The sequence below is a fragment of the Pigmentiphaga sp. NML030171 genome, from assembly GCF_002188635.1.
Taxonomy (GTDB): domain Bacteria; phylum Pseudomonadota; class Gammaproteobacteria; order Burkholderiales; family Burkholderiaceae_B; genus Pigmentiphaga; species Pigmentiphaga daeguensis.
The window spans coordinates 65781-82813 of the sequence record NZ_NINX01000041.1 but is presented as its reverse complement, the minus strand read 5'-3'; the positions used below and the strand labels follow the sequence as shown (position 1 = coordinate 82813).

16 protein-coding genes are annotated in these 17033 nt (G+C 68.3%); 8 read left to right on the top strand and 8 right to left on the bottom strand.

Annotated features, from left to right (window positions below):
• Window positions 1-23 precede the first annotated feature (23 nt).
• From CDO46_RS21255 to CDO46_RS21225, 7 genes are all read left to right on the top strand, one after another.
• Window positions 24-791, top strand: a complete 768-nt coding sequence (locus CDO46_RS21255; RefSeq protein WP_087840590.1) for an ABC transporter permease — start codon at window positions 24-26, stop codon at window positions 789-791.
• 129 nt (window positions 792-920) lie between these two features.
• On the top strand, window positions 921-3077 hold the full coding sequence (locus CDO46_RS21250; protein ID WP_217896327.1) for an ATP-binding protein: 2157 nt from the start codon (window positions 921-923) through the stop codon (window positions 3075-3077).
• A 10-nt stretch (window positions 3078-3087) separates the two neighbouring features.
• Complete coding sequence (locus tag CDO46_RS21245) at window positions 3088-3573, top strand: response regulator (RefSeq protein ID WP_087840589.1); 486 nt, start codon at window positions 3088-3090, stop codon at window positions 3571-3573.
• Window positions 3570-5510 carry a response regulator gene (locus CDO46_RS21240; RefSeq protein WP_254914649.1) on the top strand — a complete coding sequence of 647 codons (1941 nt, stop codon included), beginning with the start codon at window positions 3570-3572 and terminating at the stop codon, window positions 5508-5510. Before CDO46_RS21245 ends, CDO46_RS21240 begins: the two co-directional genes overlap by 4 nt.
• 83 nt (window positions 5511-5593) lie before the next feature.
• Window positions 5594-6490, top strand: a complete 897-nt coding sequence (locus tag CDO46_RS21235; RefSeq protein WP_087840585.1) for a LysR family transcriptional regulator — start codon at window positions 5594-5596, stop codon at window positions 6488-6490.
• Between the two features lie 49 nt (window positions 6491-6539).
• Window positions 6540-7265, top strand: a complete 726-nt coding sequence (fnr, locus tag CDO46_RS21230; protein WP_087840583.1) for a fumarate/nitrate reduction transcriptional regulator Fnr — start codon at window positions 6540-6542, stop codon at window positions 7263-7265.
• Window positions 7266-7275: 10 nt separating this feature from the next.
• Window positions 7276-8007, top strand: a complete 732-nt coding sequence (locus tag CDO46_RS21225) for a SapC family protein (RefSeq protein ID WP_087840582.1) — start codon at window positions 7276-7278, stop codon at window positions 8005-8007.
• Window positions 8008-8019: 12 nt separating this feature from the next.
• Here CDO46_RS21225 and CDO46_RS21220 read toward each other — a convergent pair whose 3' ends face one another.
• From CDO46_RS21220 to CDO46_RS21190, 7 genes are all read right to left on the bottom strand, one after another.
• Window positions 8020-8979: a LysR family transcriptional regulator gene (locus tag CDO46_RS21220; RefSeq protein ID WP_087840581.1), complete on the bottom strand. Its 960-nt coding sequence runs from the start codon at window positions 8977-8979 to the stop codon at window positions 8020-8022.
• A gap of 55 nt (window positions 8980-9034) precedes the next feature.
• Entirely contained in the window at window positions 9035-10021 is a 987-nt protein-coding gene (locus CDO46_RS21215) for a tripartite tricarboxylate transporter substrate binding protein (protein WP_087840580.1), read from the bottom strand.
• 124 nt (window positions 10022-10145) lie between these two features.
• On the bottom strand, window positions 10146-10658 hold the full coding sequence (locus CDO46_RS21210; protein WP_087840578.1) for a 2,4'-dihydroxyacetophenone dioxygenase family protein: 513 nt from the start codon (window positions 10656-10658) through the stop codon (window positions 10146-10148).
• Window positions 10655-12400 (bottom strand): IlvD/Edd family dehydratase, encoded by a 1746-nt coding sequence (locus CDO46_RS21205; protein ID WP_087840658.1) that lies wholly within the window; start codon window positions 12398-12400, stop codon window positions 10655-10657. The genes CDO46_RS21210 and CDO46_RS21205 overlap by 4 nt, the downstream gene beginning before the upstream one ends.
• Window positions 12393-13391: a 2-hydroxyacid dehydrogenase gene (locus tag CDO46_RS21200; protein ID WP_087840576.1), complete on the bottom strand. Its 999-nt coding sequence runs from the start codon at window positions 13389-13391 to the stop codon at window positions 12393-12395. The genes CDO46_RS21205 and CDO46_RS21200 overlap by 8 nt, the downstream gene beginning before the upstream one ends.
• A 112-nt stretch (window positions 13392-13503) precedes the next feature.
• Window positions 13504-14247 (bottom strand): FadR/GntR family transcriptional regulator, encoded by a 744-nt coding sequence (locus CDO46_RS21195; protein WP_087840575.1) that lies wholly within the window; start codon window positions 14245-14247, stop codon window positions 13504-13506.
• A gap of 27 nt (window positions 14248-14274) precedes the next feature.
• Window positions 14275-15030 (bottom strand): nitroreductase family protein, encoded by a 756-nt coding sequence (locus CDO46_RS21190; protein WP_165963298.1) that lies wholly within the window; start codon window positions 15028-15030, stop codon window positions 14275-14277.
• A 79-nt stretch (window positions 15031-15109) separates the two neighbouring features.
• Between CDO46_RS21190 and CDO46_RS21185 the strand changes: the two genes are divergently transcribed.
• Window positions 15110-15544 (top strand): RidA family protein, encoded by a 435-nt coding sequence (locus tag CDO46_RS21185; RefSeq protein WP_165963297.1) that lies wholly within the window; start codon window positions 15110-15112, stop codon window positions 15542-15544.
• A 38-nt stretch (window positions 15545-15582) separates the two neighbouring features.
• Here CDO46_RS21185 and CDO46_RS21180 read toward each other — a convergent pair whose 3' ends face one another.
• Entirely contained in the window at window positions 15583-17013 is a 1431-nt protein-coding gene (locus tag CDO46_RS21180) for an aldehyde dehydrogenase family protein (RefSeq protein ID WP_087840571.1), read from the bottom strand.
• Between the last annotated feature and the right edge of the window lie 20 nt (window positions 17014-17033).

Genomic DNA, 17033 nt, shown 5'->3' with positions numbered 1-17033 from the left:
GCCTCCACCCGCCGACTCGCCCGATGAACAACAAATTCGCCGAACGTCTTGCCCCGATCGCCTTGCTGGTCGCCGTCATCATCCTCTGGGAAATCATCTGCCGGGTCTTCGAGGTCTCGGAATTCATCTTTCCCAGCCCCTCCCAGATCCTGCAGGCCACCATCGACTACGCGCCCGTGATCGCGATGCATGCCTGGCGCACCTTCTGGGTCACGATGGCGGGCTTCGGCATCTCCATCGCGGTGGGCGTGGTCCTGGGCTTCGTCATCGGCAGCTCGCGGCTCGCCTACACGGCCGTCTATCCCCTGATGACGGCCTTCAACGCGTTGCCCAAGGCGGCGTTCGTGCCCGTGCTGGTGGTGTGGTTCGGCATCGGTATCGGCCCCGCCGTGCTGACGGCCTTCCTGATCTCGTTCTTTCCCATCATGGTCAACATCGCCACCGGGCTCGCCACGCTCGAACCCGAACTCGAGGACGTGCTGCGGGTGCTGGGCGCCAAGCGCATGGACGTGCTGCTCAAGGTCGGACTTCCCCGGTCGCTGCCGTATTTCTATGCGTCGCTGAAGGTCGCGATCACGCTGGCCTTCGTCGGCTCGACGGTGTCCGAGATGGCCGCCTCGAACGAGGGGATCGGCTACCTGCTGGTATCGGCCGGCTCGGCCATGAAAATGCCGCTGGCCTTCTCCGGCCTGATGGTGATAGGCGTGATGGCCATGGCCATGTACGAGCTGTTCGCGCTGGTGGAAAAACGCACCACGGCCTGGGCCCACCGGGGCAACCAGGGCACTTGAGGCCATGCCGGCGGCCCCGTCTCCGAATTGAGACGTGCTGTAAGTATCGCTACATAATCCGGCCGATGCGGAGGGCGCGCGCACGGACGTGCATACTATGAGGGTTCGCTCCCTTCGACCTCGAACCAGGTGCACCTCCCGAGTCCCGCGTCCGGCAAGGACATTCCGGCCGCGCGCGCGAGCGGGTCCACCCGCCCGCCGCACGCCATCCAGCCCCACGGCTTCCTGCTCGTGCTCGACCGTGCCCGCGGCACGATCCTGCAGGCCAGCGCATCCGTACGGCAACACCTGAACGCACCGCCCGCCGAGCTGCTGGGCCAGAGGCTGGCCTACCTGGTGCACCCCGCCGACGGCCGCTTCCACGAACGGCTGCGCGCGGCGACCCAGGCCGAACGCATTCCCCACCATCTGGGCACCGTGGCTTTCATCGCCGTGGGCGGCCGCTTCGACCTGGTGGTCCACCGGCACGGCGAGTCCATCGTGGCCGAGTTCGAACCCGCGGCGCCGCAGGTCCGGCCGTCCGACCTGGGGGGGTTCGTCGACCAGGCGCAGCGCTGCCAGACCGCCGACGAGCTATGCGAGCTGGCGGTCGAACGGATCCGCAGGATGACCGGCTTCGGGCGCGTGGTTTCCCTGGAACTCGACCCCGACGGCCACGGCCGTGTCAATGCCGAACGCCGCGGCCGCGGCTATGCCTCGCTGCTGGGCCGGCATTTTCCGGCCGTGGGGCAGCCGCTCCAGGCTCGCGCCGACGCCCGGGCCCAAGGCCTGAACTACATTCCCGACACCGGCAGCGAACCTTCGCCGCTGGAACCGGCCCGCCACCCCGCCACGGGCGCGTGCACGGACCTGAGCCTGGCGAGCCTGCGCGCGGCACCACCCACACTGCTGCATTGCCTGGAAGACGTAGGAGCCCGCGCGGCGATGTCGCTGCCGCTGATGTCGCAGGGCCGGCTCTGGGGCATGATCGCGTGCCACCATGCCCAGCCCCGGACCATGCCGCAGGCCGTACGCTCCCAATGCGACCTGCTCGCGCAGGTCGTCGCGCTGCAGATCGAGGCTCGCCAGGCCCAGGCCGAGGCGGACCGGCGGCACGAATTGCAGCGCCTGACGGGCATGCTGCTGGCCGCGATGTCGCGGCACGACAGCGTGCCCGCCGGGCTGGCCAGCGTACCGGAGGCCCTGCTCGAGTTCGCGGACGCCACCGGCGCGGCCATCGTGCATGGCAACGAATGCCAGACCTTCGGCCAGGCTCCCAGCCGCCGGGTCGTGCAGGCCCTGTCGGCCCGGCTTGCGCGCACGGGCGGCACGGGGCTCTTCCATACAGCCAGCCTGCCCGGCGAGGCCCCCGAGTTCGCTTCGCTGCGGGACGTGGCCTGCGGCGTGCTGGCGCTGCCGATCTCGGAACTGCATGCCAACTACGTGCTCTGGTTCCGGCCGGAATGGACGCGCGGCCGCGCCCGTCCCTGGCAGGCGTGCGAGCTGGAAAGCGCGGCGGAACTGCGCACCGCCATCACCGGCATCGTGCTGCGCAAGGCCGAGGAGCTGGCAGGCCTGGCCGACGAACTCGGCCGCATCAACCAGGAACTCGAGGCCTTCTCGTACAGCGTGTCGCACGACCTGCGCGCGCCGTTGCGCCATATCGCGGGCTACGCCGACCTGCTGCGCGAATACGAGGGGCCTCGCCTGTCTGACCGGGGCGCGCGCTACCTCGACAACATCGGCGATTCGGCCCGCTTCGCCGGCAGGCTGGTCGACGCGCTGCTGACCTTCTCGCAGATGGGCCGCTCGGCCCTGCGGCCCTCGCAAATCGATCTGTCGCAGGCGCTCGAGCAGATACGCCGGGAACTCGCCCCCGACCTGGACGGCCGACAGGTGGACTGGATCATGGGCGAGCTGCCGTCCGTCCACGCAGACGCCGCCTACATGCACCTGGCGCTGCGCAATCTGTTGTCCAACGCCATCAAGTACACGCGCGGCCGCGATCCCGCGGTCATCGAGATCGGCGCCTGGCCTCGGCATGGGGGCCATGTCATCTACGTGCGCGACAATGGTGTGGGTTTCGACATGAAATATGTCGGCAAACTATTCGGCGTATTCCAGCGGCTGCATCGCATGGAAGAATTCGAGGGCACCGGCATAGGCCTGGCCAACGTCCGCCGCATCGTCGAACGCCACGGCGGCCGCGTGTGGGCCGAAGGCACTCCCGGCCAGGGGGCGACCTTCTACGTGTTCCTGCCCGGCGCCCAACCCCCTGCCGCAACCGCGGCCGCCATGAAGGAGTGAGATCCCCGTCATGCTCAAGCCCATTCTGTTGGTCGAAGACAGTCCCCAGGACCTCGAATTGACCCTGATCGCGCTCGAGAGAAGCCAGCTCGCCAACGACGTGGTGGTGGCGCGCGATGGCGAGGAGGCGGCCGATTACCTGTGCCGCCGCGGGCACCATCAGGACAGGCCGGTCGGCAACCCCGCGGTCATCCTGCTGGATCTGAAGCTGCCCAAGATGGATGGACTGGAACTGCTCCAGTTCATACGCGGGGATCGCGGGCTACAGAACGTTCCCGTGGTCATGCTGACCTCGTCCAGCGAGGAAAGCGACCTCGTTCGCGCCTATGACCTGGGCGTCAACGCCTACGTGGTCAAACCGGTGAATTTTCCGGATTTCGTGCGCGCGATCGGGGAACTGGGCGTATTCTGGGCAGTGTTGAACGAGCCCCCTCCAGGCTCTCTGCGACGCACCGCCGCCCGCAGCAACCGCGATTCCCGGAGCCAGCCAACGTGAACCCGTCTCCCATGCGCGTCCTGCTTGCCGAGGACGATCCTCACGACGCGGAACTGACACTGGAACGCCTGTCGAGCTCGGGGCTCGATGTGGAGAGCGTCATCGTCAACAACGAAGCCGACTTCACCCGGGCCCTGGACGCCGGCAACTTCGATCTCGTGCTGTCCGACTTCCACATGCCGGGCTTTCCCGGCAGCGAGGCGCTGCGGATCGCGCGCAGCCACCCCACGGCCCTGCCCTTTATCTTCGTCTCGGGTGTCCTGGGAGAGGAACACGCGGTCGACATGCTCAAAGAAGGCGCGACCGACTACGTGCTCAAGCAACGCCTGGAGCGCCTGCCCATCGTCGTGAGGCGGGCGCTGGATGAAGCCCGGGAGCGGCGGTCCCGGCACGATGCCGAGCGCCGGCTGCGCGAGAGCGAAACCTATTTCGGCCAGTTGATAGATGCGCTGCGGGACTACTCGGTGGCCACGCTGTCGCTGGAAGGTACGATAGAGAGCTGGAACCGCGCGTCGGAATGGCTGTTCGGCTATCCGGCCGAAGAGGTGATCGGGCGCCCGGGCGACATGTTCAATCTCCCGCCCGAGCCAGGCCAGCCCGAGCCCGTGCCGCTACGCCAGCAGCTCGCCGACATCGGCACCGGCAACAGCCTGGCCGAGGAACGATGGCTGATGCGCAAGAACGGCGCCACGTTCTATGCCTCGGTCGTGACGACCGCCATTTTCGGCAATGGCGGCGCCGTGCGCGGCTTCTCGCGCATCGTGCGCGACATGACCGACAGCCGGGTCGCGGCCGATCTGCTGCAGGTGGCCAAGGAACAGGCCGAGGCCGCCAACCGCGCCAAGGACCGCTTCCTGGCCGTGCTGTCGCACGAGCTGCGCACGCCGCTGGGCCCGATCTACGCGGCGGCGCAGGCGCTGGACCTGCGCCAGGACCTGTCCCCCGAATGCCGCCGCAGCGTCGAACTCATCAAGCGCAACGTCGAGGTCGAGGCACGCCTGATCGACGACCTGCTCGACATCTCCAAGATCGTCAACGACAAGCTCAGCCTGCGCCTCGAACCCACCGACCTGGTCGGCATCCTGAACGGGATCGCCGAGATCTTCCGCGAGGAAGCGGCCGCGCGGCACATCGAGCTGCACTACACGCCGCTGCCCTATCCGGTCATCGTGCAGGCCGACCCGGCCCGCTTGCAGCAGATCGTCTGGAACCTGCTGAAGAACGCCATCAAGTTCACGCCGCGCGGCGGCGAAATACGCGTGACCGTGTATCAGCCGATACCCGGCAAGATCGCCGTCGACGTCTCGGACACCGGCATCGGGATTCCCCCGCAGGCGCTCAAGCGCATCTTCGACGCCTTCGACCAGGGCGAGGAAGATGCCGCCCAGTCGCGCGGCGGCCTGGGGCTGGGGCTGGCCATCGCCAGTTCCCTGGCGCAGCGCCATGGCGGCACCCTGAGCGTGCGCAGCGACGGCCAGGGCAAGGGCACGACCTTCACGCTGACGCTGGACGATCCGGCCAGCGGGGCTCCGGACGCCCCGGTCGAGCAAGCGCAGCCAGTCTCCGCGCCGCTGGTCCGCCCCGCCAGCATCCTGCTGGTGGAGGACAACGTCGATACCGCCGAAGCCATGCAGTTCCTGCTGAGCGAATACGGCTACGAGGTCGAGGTCGCGGAAAACGTGGCGGCAGCCTGCCGCTGCGTCGACGCCAAGCGCTACGACGTCCTGGTCAGCGACATGGGGCTGCCCGATGGCGATGGCATCGACGTGCTGCGGCACTATGCCCCTCAGGCCGACCAGATCGCGGTCGCGCTCACGGGCTACGGCATGGAGTCCGACGTGCGCCGCTGCCTGGATGCCGGGTTCGCCTTTCACCTGACCAAGCCGCTGGATATCGATCAGTTGATCCGCGTCCTGCAACGCGAACCTCAGGGTTGATGCGCCGGCCCCTCCGGTTTTTAAGAATAGGCTAAAATCGGGCGCAAATTATTTACTAATTTGCATAAATCGCCCGGCCTCCCATGGACCGCTTCAAGCAGATCGAATCCTTCGTCTCGGCCGTCGTGCGCGGAAGCCTGTCGGCCGCGGCACGCAGCGAAGGAGTCGCTCCCGCCGTCATCGGCAGGCGCATCGACGCGCTGGAAGCCAGGCTGGGCGTCAAGCTGCTGATCCGTACCACGCGCAAGATCTCGCTCAGCGCCGAGGGCACGGAATTCTTCGAGGAATGCCAGCAGATCCTGCAGTCGCTCGAGAACGCCGAAAACAGCGTGGCGGCGGGCGGCGAACATCCCAAGGGGCACTTCCGCGTCACGGCCCCGGGCGGATTCGGCCGGCGCCACGTGGCGCCCCTGCTGCCCCGGCTGCTGGACGCCTATCCCGGCATCACGGTGACGCTGGACCTGAGCGACCGGCTGGTGGACCTGGTCAACGAAGGCTATGACTGCGCCATCCGGATCGGCGATCTGGCCGACTCCAGCATGGTCAGCGTGCGCCTGGCCGACAACCGCCGGATGGTGGTCGCCTCGCCCGCCTACCTGCGCCGGCACGGCACGCCCGAACACCCCGCCGACCTGGCGCGCCACAACTGCCTGTCCTTCGGCACCGGCGTCAACCAGGCACGCGGCTGGCTCTTCACCATCGATGGCAAGACGACGCCGCAGCGCATATCGGGTACGCTGGAATGCACCGACGGCGCCGTGCTCCATGCCTGGACTCTGGACGGGCGGGGACTGGCATGGCGATCGCTGTGGGAAATCGAGGACGACCTGAAGGAAGGCCGTCTGGTGACGGTGCTGGACCAGTTCGCCGCGCCCCCCAACGCCATCTATGCCGTGTATCCTCAGCGCAAGCACCTGCCGCTGCGCGTCCGGGTATTCATCGACATGCTGCGGCAGAGCTACGCCAAGCGCCTGCCTTAGGGCAGACGCCGCCCAGGCCGCTGCGGCCGGCCCAGAACAAAGACCAGCCATGACCAAACGCATTCCGCTTACCCTCGACTCCATACGCTGCTCGACCTGCGGGCTGGGGCAGTTCTGCCTGCCTGTCGGCATGGCCGCCGAGGATGCCGGGCGAATGGACGAACTGGTGCAGCAGCGCGTGCGGCTCGCCCGGGGCGAATCCCTCTTTCGCTTCGAGGACGGCCTGGACGCCGTCTATGGCATCCGCTTCGGCACCCTGAAGACCTATCTGGAACTGGCGGACGGCCGCCAGCAGATCACCGGCTTTCACCTGCCCGGCGAAATCGTCGGGCTGGACGGACTGGGCCGCAACAGCCATGCTTCGACCGCCATCGCGCTGGAAGACAGCGAGGTCTGCGTGATCCCGGTGCGCGACCTGTCCTCGCTGGCCAACCACCTGCCCTCGCTGCAACGCCAGCTCATGCGGCTGATGAGTCGCGAGATCGAACAAGACCAGCAGATGCTGCTGTCCCTGGGTACCATGCGCGCCGAGGAACGGCTGGCCGTCTTCCTGGTCAGCCTGTCGGAGCGCCTGGCCGCGCGCGGCTATTCCTCGTCCGCGTTCGTGCTGCGTATGAGCCGCGAGGAAATCGGCAACTTCCTGGGACTGACCCTCGAGACCGTCAGCCGTCTGTTCTCGCGTTTCGCCAAGTCCGGCGTGCTGCGCATCCAGCAGAAGCAGGTCGAGATCGTGGACATGGCGGCGCTGCGGCGCCTGGCCGGCCCCCATTGCTAGCAGGATACCGATGACCACCTCTCCCCAGGCGGGCGCCAACGCCCCCATGTTCGCCCAGGCCCGCGCGCTGGACCCGCAACGGCATGCCCACCTGCGGCTCGACCGCCAGGCCGGCTACGCCTTCTCGCGCGGCCAGACCGCCGTGCCGCTGGTGGCGACGGAGTTCGCGATGGCGGCGCGGGACCTGCCCATCGTGTTCGCCGGCGAAGAACAGATGCCCATGGCGGTACTGGGCCTGCGCAGCGCGCAGAACCTCCTGGTGGATGCCGCCGGGCGGTGGCGGCCCAACCGCTACATTCCCGCCCATTTGCGGCGCTATCCGTTCATCCTGCAGGAAGACCCGGCCAGCCAGCGCTACGCGCTGTGCGTGGACGAGGATGCCGCCCACCTGCGCAGTGCCGCCGACGACGCCCAGCCCCTGTTCGAGGATGGCCAACCCTCTCCTGTCGTCGGGGAAATGCTGCAATTCCTGGGGGAACTCCAGGCCGGGCTCGCGATGACCCGCGACTACGTCGCGGCCCTGCGGGCCGAGAACCTGCTGATCCCGCGCCAGGTGGCCGTGGACCTGCAAGGCGGCGAGCGCGTCACGCTGGACGGCTTCCTGGTGGTGGACGAGACCCGCTTCGACCAGTTGCCCGACGCCACGGTCACCGCGTGGATGCGCAAGGGCTGGCTGGCCATGACCTACTTCCATCTGCAATCGCGGCTGAACTGGGGCCACCTGGTCGCGCTGGCGCAATAGCCGCGCGGCCGTTCATGCCGCCTCGGGACACGCCGGCGGCGTCGGGCCGGCCCCCACCTTGCGCAGGCTGGCGCCTATGTGCAGGTCGGCGATCTGCCGGCGCAGCCAGGTATTGGCGCTGTCGTGGTGGTAGCGCGCATGCCAGAACTGGCGGATGTGGGTATGCGGGGTCTGGAAGGGCAGCCGCGACCAGGTCGCTCCGGCGGCATCGTCGGTAATGGCCTGGGCGATGACCTCGGGCACCGTGACGATCAGGTCCGTCTGCGCCAGGATCTTGGGCAGCACCAGGTAGTTGGGCACGCGCAGCGCCACTTCGCGCCGGTGCCCCTGCTTGCCCAGCTCCTTCTCTATCTGCAGGTCGGTCTTGTTGGCCGTGACCACCAGGTGCCGCGCCGCGAGGTACTCGTCCAGCGTGATCGCCTCGCCCGCCTTGAGGAAACCGCTGCCCATCACGCACACGTGCTGGTCGACGAACAGGCCCTGCTGGTAGAAACCGCTTTGCAGCTCCTGCAGGTTGCCGACGGCGAGATCGGCGTCGCCGCTTTCCAGGGCCGCCCGGTAGTGTTCCCTGCTCAGGCTGCTGACCTCCAGGCTGATGCCCGGCGCGGACGACTTGAAGCGCGCCACGAGCTGCGGCAACACCAGGAACTGGGAAAAATCGGACATCAGGAGCGTGAAGCTGCGCTGGCTGGAGCCCGGATCGAATCCGCTGGCCTGCTCGAAGCCATTGCGCACCAGTTCCAACGCCCGCAGCACGCTGCCCGCCAGCTCGGACGCGTACGAAGTGGGCTCCATGCCGCCCTGCGTGCGAACGAACAGCGGGTCGTTGCATTGGTTGCGCAAGCGCAGCAGGGCATTGCTCATGGACGGCTGGGACAGTCCGACGCGTTCCCCCGCGCGAGTCACGTTGCGCTCGAGATAGAGCGCCTCGAATACCAGCAGGAGATTCAGGTCGAGCTTGTTGATGTCCATGGCAGCATGACTATATCCGCCGGGTCCCGAATAGACAATGCACGGCCAGGCGGCCCTACTGGCCGAACTCCAGCGCCACCTTGGAGCGCTTGGCGATGGCGTCCCAGCGCGCCAGTTCGGACTGGTTCACCCGCGCGAATTCCACCGAATCCAGCGGCCGCGGCTCGAACGCGGCCGCTTCCAGCCTGGCCGTCATGTCGGGTTGGCGCAGCCCTTCGGCGATGTCCCGCCCCAATTGCTCGACGATGGCCGCCGGCATCTTCGCCGGGCCATAGATGCCCAGCCAGCTGGTGACGACGAAGTCCTGCACGCCCGCCTCGGCCATGGTGGGCACGTCGGGCAACTGCTTGATGCGATACGAACTGGTCACCGCCAGCGCGCGCAGCTTGCCGCTCTTGAGCAGGGGCATCACCGGCGGCAGGTTGGAGAAGCAGAAATCGAGATTGCCGTTCACCGTATCGACCAGCGCTTCGTTGCTGCCCTTGTAGGGGACGTGCATGAGGTCGATTCCCGCGGTCGAGGCGAACAGTTCGCTGGTCAGGTGCACCGAGGTGCCCAGTCCGTTCGAACCGTAGCTGAGCGGCTTGGACGAACGCTTGGCATACGCGATCAGCTCGCGCACCGAGGTGGCGGGATGTTGCTGCGGCACGACCAGGATGTTGACGAATTCCGCGACCTGGGCAATGGGCACGAAGGACCGCACCACGTCCAGGGGCAGGTTGCGCACCGTGACGGGCGGAATCACGTTGCCGCCCAGGCCGCCGGTGATGAGCGTGTAGCCGTCGGGTGGCAGGCCGGCGACGTACTGCTGGCCGATGATGCCGCTGGCCCCGGCGCGGTTCTCGATGACCACGGGCTGGCCGTACTTGCGGGTCAGCACCTCGCCCACCAGGCGGGCGGCGACGTCGGTCACGCCCCCCGGCGGATACTGCACCACGATGCGCACGGGACGGGAAGGATATTTGTCCTGGGCGTGCAGCGCCCGCGCCCACGGCAGGGCCACCACGCCGCCCGCCGCCTTCAATGCTGTTCGACGATCCATAGTGCCTCGATACGATACGAAGAGAACGACGCGGCGCGGGATGGATTTTCCGCCGCCATTTATACTATAAATAAATACTACTTATTGACGCCCCGGACAGGAATTCATGCAAACCCTAGGACGGCTAGCGGATGAACTGCCGCACGTAGTCCTCGCCCAGTCCGACTTCCCGATAGTGGCGCCTGCACATCTCGATCTTGCTGAACACATCCTCGTAGCCGATCTGCATGCCGCGCTCGTCCAGATAGACCATGGCGCCGCTGACGTTGAAGAAGGTGATCATTTCGTCGTCCTTGCCATCCGCGTCCACCGTCAGGGTATGGATCTCGCCCGGCGGCTCGAACACGAAGCGGCCGGCCGAGGCCACCCAATCGTGTTCCAGGTAGCGCCAGGATCCCTTGATGACGTAGCCGAACACCGGCGCGGGATGGATGTGCCGGCTCAGGACGCCCGAGCGCCGTACCCGCAGCAGGTTGCACCAGCCGCCCCCCAGGGTGTTGAAGAACAGCGGACGGAACCAGACGTTGGGCGCCTGCGGCACCCATACGCGCTCGTCGTCGGGGATGGCGTCGATCGCGATCTCGGGCAGGATGCCCGGCAACTGGGCCAGGGGTTGGGCAAACACGGTTCCGGTCATGCGGGGTCTCCTTGCCGGCCGCCGCCGGCATCGTCGGGGCGCGCCGGCGCGCGCAGGAAGTCGAAGTCGCAGCCGTGCTCGGCCTGCATCACGTGCCGCTGGTACAGCCATCGGTAGCCGCGCTGCGCGGCCGGCCGCGCGGACGTCCATGCGGCGCGGCGGCGTTCCAGCTCGGCCTCGTCCACCAGCAGGTCGATCGCGCGGCGCGCAACCGACAGGCGGATCAGGTCGCCGTTCCTGACCAGGGCCAGCGGACCGCCTGCCGCGGCTTCCGGCGAAACGTGCAGCACCACCGTGCCGTACGCGGTACCGCTCATCCGCGCGTCCGAGATGCGCACCATGTCGCGCACGCCCTGTCGCGCCAGCTTGGCCGGGATGGGGATGTAGCCCGCTTCGGGCATGGCCGCCGCCAGCGGTCCGGCGTTGCGCAGCACCAGCACGTCGTCGGGCCGCACGTCCAGGTCCTCGGCATCGAGCCGCTCGGCCATGTCTTCCAGCGTATCGAACACCACCGCCCTGCCGGTGTGCTCGAACAGCGCCTCGTCCGCCGCGGCGCGCTTGATCAGCGCGCCATTGGGCGCGAGCGAGCCGGACAGGGCCAGCAGCCCGCCCTCGGGCTTGAGCGGTTCGGCGCGCGGCCGGATCACCGCGCGGTCCACCCAGGCGTCGCCCTGCTCGTCCAGCAGTTCGCCTACCGTGCGGCCGGTCACGGTCAGGCAGTCCAGGTGCAGCAGGTCGCGCAACTCGCGCAGGATGGCCTGCACGCCGCCGGCCGCGTACAGGTCTTCCATGTAGTGCGAGCCCGTGGGCTTGAGGTCGACCAGTACCGGCGTCTCTTCCGACAACCGGTTCAGCCGCGCGGCGTCCACCGGCAGCCCGAGCCTCCCGGCGATCGCCGTCAGGTGCAGGACCGCATTGGTCGAACCGCTGATCGCCAGCAGCACGCGCAGCGCGTTGTCCACCGACTTGCCGGTCACGATGGCATCGGGCCTCAGGCCTTCCCGCGCCAGGCGGACCGCCTGCGCGCCCGTGGCCTCGGCGGCCCGCAGGCGGTCGGCGTGGACCGCCGGGATCGCCGCCGTATGCGGCAGCATCATGCCCAGCGCCTCGGCCACGCAGGCCATGGTGCTGGCCGTACCCATGACCGCGCAAGTCCCTGCCGTGGTCGCCAGATTGCCTTCGATCGCGCCGATCTCGTGCGCGTCGATGGCACCCGCGCGATAGCGGCCCCAGTGGCGCCGGCAGTCGGTACAGGCGCCCAGGCGCTCGCCCCGGTGGCGCCCGGTCATCATGGCCCCCCCCACCAACTGGATGGCGGGACATCCGGCCGACAGCGCCCCCATCAGCTGCGCGGGTACCGTCTTGTCGCAGCCCCCCACCAGCACCACCGCATCCATGGGCTGGGCGCGGATCATCTCCTCGACGTCCATCGACATCAGGTTGCGGAACATCATGCTGGTCGGATGCAGGAACGGCTCGCCCAGCGAGATGCTGGGGAATTCCATGGGTAGCCCGCCCGCCGCCAGCACGCCCCGCCTGACCGCCTGGACCAGCTCGGGAAAATGCCGGTGGCAGTTGTTGAAATCGCCGCCCGGATGCGCGATGCCGATGACGGGCCGTGCCAGCGCCTCGCGCGTGTGCCCCATGGACAGGGCGAACGAGCGACGCAGGAAGCGCGCGAATTCGGTGTCGCCGTAGTGGGTCAGGCCCCGGTCCAGGCCCCTGGGCGGATCGTCATGCATGGGCCGCTCCCATGCCATCGCGCACGGCCGGGTTCACCATGGCGCGCGGCTGTCGTCCCGCCAGGGCATCGAGCAGATTGGCCACCGCCAGTTCCATCATCGCGCGCCGCGTCTCCACCGTCGCGCTGCCCGCATGCGCCTGCAGCACCACATTGGGCATCGCGCACAGCGGACTGGCCGGGTCCAGCGGTTCGCGCTCCATCACGTCCAGTCCCGCGCCCGCGATGCGGCCTTCCTGCAGCGCGCGGATCAGCGCGGCCTCGTCCACCACCGGTCCACGCGACGTATTGACCAGATAGGCCGAACGCTTCATCGCCGCGAATTCGCGCATGCCTACCGAGCCGCGCGTCTCGGCGGACAGGGGGACATGCACGCTCAGGAAATCGGCCTCGGCCAGCAGTTCATCGCGCGAACGGTAGGCCGCCAGCCCCAGTTCCTCGGATGGCGTGTCGCGGTTGCGATTGTGATAGACCACCCGCATGTCGAAGGCCTGCGCGCGCCGCGCCACCATGCGGCCGATGCGCCCCATGCCCAGCAGCCCCAACGTCTTGCCCGCCAGGTCAGCGGTCAGCGGCGCGGGTCCCTTCAGCCAATCGCCCCGGCGCACGTAGGCATCCCCCTGCACCATATCCCGCGCCAGGCAGATCACGAACCCCATGGTGAGATCGGCCACCGCGCGATCGAGCACGCCTGGCGTATTGCAGACCAGCACGCCGCCGCGCGTGGCGCGTGGCACGTCGATGTTGTCGTAGCCCACGGCGAAGTTGGACACCACCGATACGGCCGGCAACGCGTCCAGCGCATCGGCGTTCATCGGGGTGCGTACCGTGCACAGCACACCGCGCGCCGCCTCGCGGTCGGCGGCGGACACGGCCTGGTCCAGGCGCTGGCCGATGGGGACGTCGACGATCCGGCAGGCCGCCTCGATGGCCGAACGCAGGTCGGGCGGCACGGGTGCGCTGACGATGACAGTAGGTAGGGATTGCGGCATGGCACTTCTCCGGATCAGACGGACGAACGAATGCCGTGCTCGCGCGCGCACGCGCGGACACGAGTGAAAATGGAACGGCAGGGATGGAACGAGCGGGCGTAGCCGGCCCGGGTCAACGCGCGGGCTTTTCCTGGATGGCGCTGCGCAGGCGCGTTTCGGTGTTCTCGACGTGGACCCGCGCGCATTGCCGCGCCGCTTCCGGATCGCCCTTCTCGATGGCGGCCAGCAACCGGGCATGCTCTTTCTGCGCCAGGGCGCCGCGCCCCGATACCTTGGCCGACCGGCTGCGCGAGACCTCCAGGTTCTTGCGCAGCAGGACCGCCAGGAAATCGAAGAACATGATGTAGTTGCGATTGCGGGTCGCACGCGCCACCGCCCGGTGAAAACGCAGGTCCGCGTCCACCCCGCGCGCGATCTCGCCGCTGTCGATGGCCTTGCCCATCTCCGACAGCGCGGCACGCATCTCGGCCAGGTCCTCGGACGTGCGGCGCTCGGCGGCCAGCGCCGCCGCTTCGATCTCGAACCCCCGGCGCAACTCGACGATGCCCAGGGTCTGCTCGACGTCCTCCTCGCTGGCCGCATGCATGCGCAGCACCGACAGGGGCGTATTCGCGATCACCGCCAGGCCACGGCCTTGCTTGCTGCTGACGATGCCTTCGGCCTTCAGGCGCGAGACGGCCTCTCGCAGCACGGTGCGGGATACGCCCAGCCGGTCGGCGATCACCTGCTCGGGCGGCAGGACTTCGCCAAGCTGGTATTGCCCGCCGGTGATCTCGTCCATCAGCATCCGTGTGATGCGCTCGGTCAGGTTGGGTTCGGCGCGCGCGGGCTCTGGCGTGTCTTTGAGCAGGGCCATGGGAGTCTCCTTTGTACGATAATAGCATTAGACTCCCTCCTCCCATTCGAAGCAGAACCCCTGGCGGCGCAATGCCGGGCCAACGCCGCCATAGGCATCGGCGGCGTAGCGGCTGGATACCGCATCCGACCAGCTCTGCGCGCCTTCGCGCCCCAGGCCGCGCGAATAGGCGTCCATGTCCGCGTCCAAGGCATCGATGGCCCCCGCCACCCGGTCGCGGTCATAGGCTTCCGCATGCCAGCTCGCTTCCAGCGCCATGCGGGGCTTGCGGACCTCGGACGCCGTGTTCAGGTATCCCAGGCACACCCCGGCCAGCGGCGCGACCAGGCGCGGCAGGCGCAGCAGTTCGATGACTTCGAGCATGCCGCGGCGCACGCCGCCGATCGGGCAGACCCCCAGCCCGGCGGCGCGCGCGGCCGCCATCATCGTGCCCATCAGGATGCCCGTGTCCAGCGCGCCGATCAGCACGCTGTTGACGTTGTCCAGGACGGCCTGGCGGCGGCCATGGCGGCCGGCCGCCAGCTCGGTCTTGTAGAAATCCATCAGCAGCACGACGAACACCGGCGCGCGCGCTATCCAGGCCTGGTTGCCGCTGCAGCGCGCCAGCGCTGCCTTGGTCCGCGGGTCCCGCACCGCGACCCAGGACACGTTCTGCGCATTGTTCCAGGTGGGTGCCCGGCGGGTGGCCTCGAACACGGCGGCCAACGTGTCGTCGCCCACCGGGCGGTCGGAAAAATCGCGCTCGCTCCGGTGCGCGCAAAGATGTTCCAGCACGGGATTCATGGTGTTCTCCATGGATATGATTATAGTATAATCATATTTAATCTTGCCACCGATGTTTTTCTTCAGGAGCCGTTCCGCCATGCCGCATGCCGATTTCATCCACATTCCCGTGCCCCAGGGCAAGTCCCCCATCAGCCGCGCGGTTGGCGTTCCGCCCGGCGCCATCACCTACTACCTCAGCGGGCAGATGCCCACCGTGGTGGATCCCGCCGCTCCCGCCGACAGCCGCCAGGCCTATGGCGATACGCGCACGCAGACGCGCACCACGCTCGAACGGCTCGACGGCATCCTGCGCGACCTGGGCATGTCCATGCGCAACGTGGTCCACGTCCGCGCCTGCCTGGTCGCCGATCCCGACAAGGGCAACCGGATGGACTTCGAGGGTTTCAACGCCGGCTATGCCGACTTCTTCGCCAGCCAGCCGGACGGGCATCCGGCGCGCATGGTGTACCAGGTGGCTGGACTGGTGAATCCCGGATGGCTGCTGGAAATCGAGGCCATGGTCGCCCGCTGAGCGCGTGGCCGGCCGGTAGGCCGGCCATCGCGGGCCGCTCAGGCCAGGGTGTAGGCCGTCTTCACGGTGGTGTAGAACTCGGCCGCATAGGTCCCCTGCTCGCGCGGTCCATAGCTCGATCCCTTGCGGCCGCCGAACGGCGCATGCGGATCCACCCCGGCCGTCGGGCAGTTCACCATCACCATGCCGGCCTGGGCATGCCGCTTGAAGTGCGTGGCATGCTTGAGCGAGGTCGTGCAGATCCCTGCCGACAGGCCGAACTCGGTATCGTTGGCCAGGGCCAGCGCCTCGTCATAGTCCGCCACGGGAATCACCGCCGCGACCGGTCCGAAGATTTCCTCGCGGCAGATGCGCATGTCGTTGGAACAATCGGTGAACAGCGCCGGCTCCAGGTAGTAGCCCTCCCTGGCGCGCGCCACCCGCCGGCCGCCCTGGGCCAGCGTGGCGCCTTCGTCGCGGCCGATGCGCAGGTATTCCTCGTCCTGCTGCAACTGGCGCGCATCCACCACCGGCCCGATGTCGGTGCCGGGCGCCAGCGCGTCGTCCACGCGCAGCGCGGCCATGCGTTCCTTCATCGCCCGCACGAAGCGCTCGTGGATGCCGCGCTGGACGATCAGCCGGCTTGACGCGGTGCAGCGCTGTCCGGTCGAGAAAAAAGACCCCTGGACGGCGCACTCGACGGCCTGGCCCAGATCGGCATCGTCCAGCACGACCAGCGGATTCTTGCCGCCCATTTCCATCTGCACCTTGGCCAGCCGCCGCGTGGCGGCCTGCGCCACCTGCCTGCCGGTCGCCACCGACCCGGTGAAGCTCAGCGCGTCGATGCGCGCGTCGTCCAGCATGGCCTGTCCGACCACGGCGCCGCGTCCCATGACGAGATTGAAGACCCCCTCGGGCAGGCCGGCGCGGCTGATGATCTCCGCCAGCGCCCACGCGCTGCCGGGCACCAGGTCAGCCGGCTTGAAGACCACCGTGTTGCCGTACGCCAGTGCCGGGGCGATCTTCCAGGCGGGGATGGCCAGCGGAAAATTCCATGGCGTGATCAGCCCCACGACGCCCACGGGTTCGCGCGTGACCTCCACGTCCACGCCGGTCCTGGCCTGGGGCAGCCGGTCGCCCCGCACCCGCAGCGCCTCGCCGGCGAAGAAGCGGAAGATGGCGGCCGCGCGCACCGTCTCGCCCACGGCCTCGGGCAGGGTCTTGCCCTCCTCGCGGGCCAGCAGCCGCCCCAGTTCGTCCTTGCGCCGCAGGAGCTCGACGCCGATCGCATCCAGGCATTCGGCGCGCTGCGTGGCGCTGGCCAGGCCCCATCGGTGGGCCGCGTCGCGCGCCGCGGTGATCGCCAGGTCCACCTGCGCCGGGGTGGCGTGCGCGTATTCGCCGACCAGGTCGGCCACGTCGGAAGGATTGATGTCGCGCGTGGCGCCGTCGCCTTCCAGCCATTGTCCCGCTATGTAGTTCGCATGCATGTCTTCGATTCTTCCGTGGC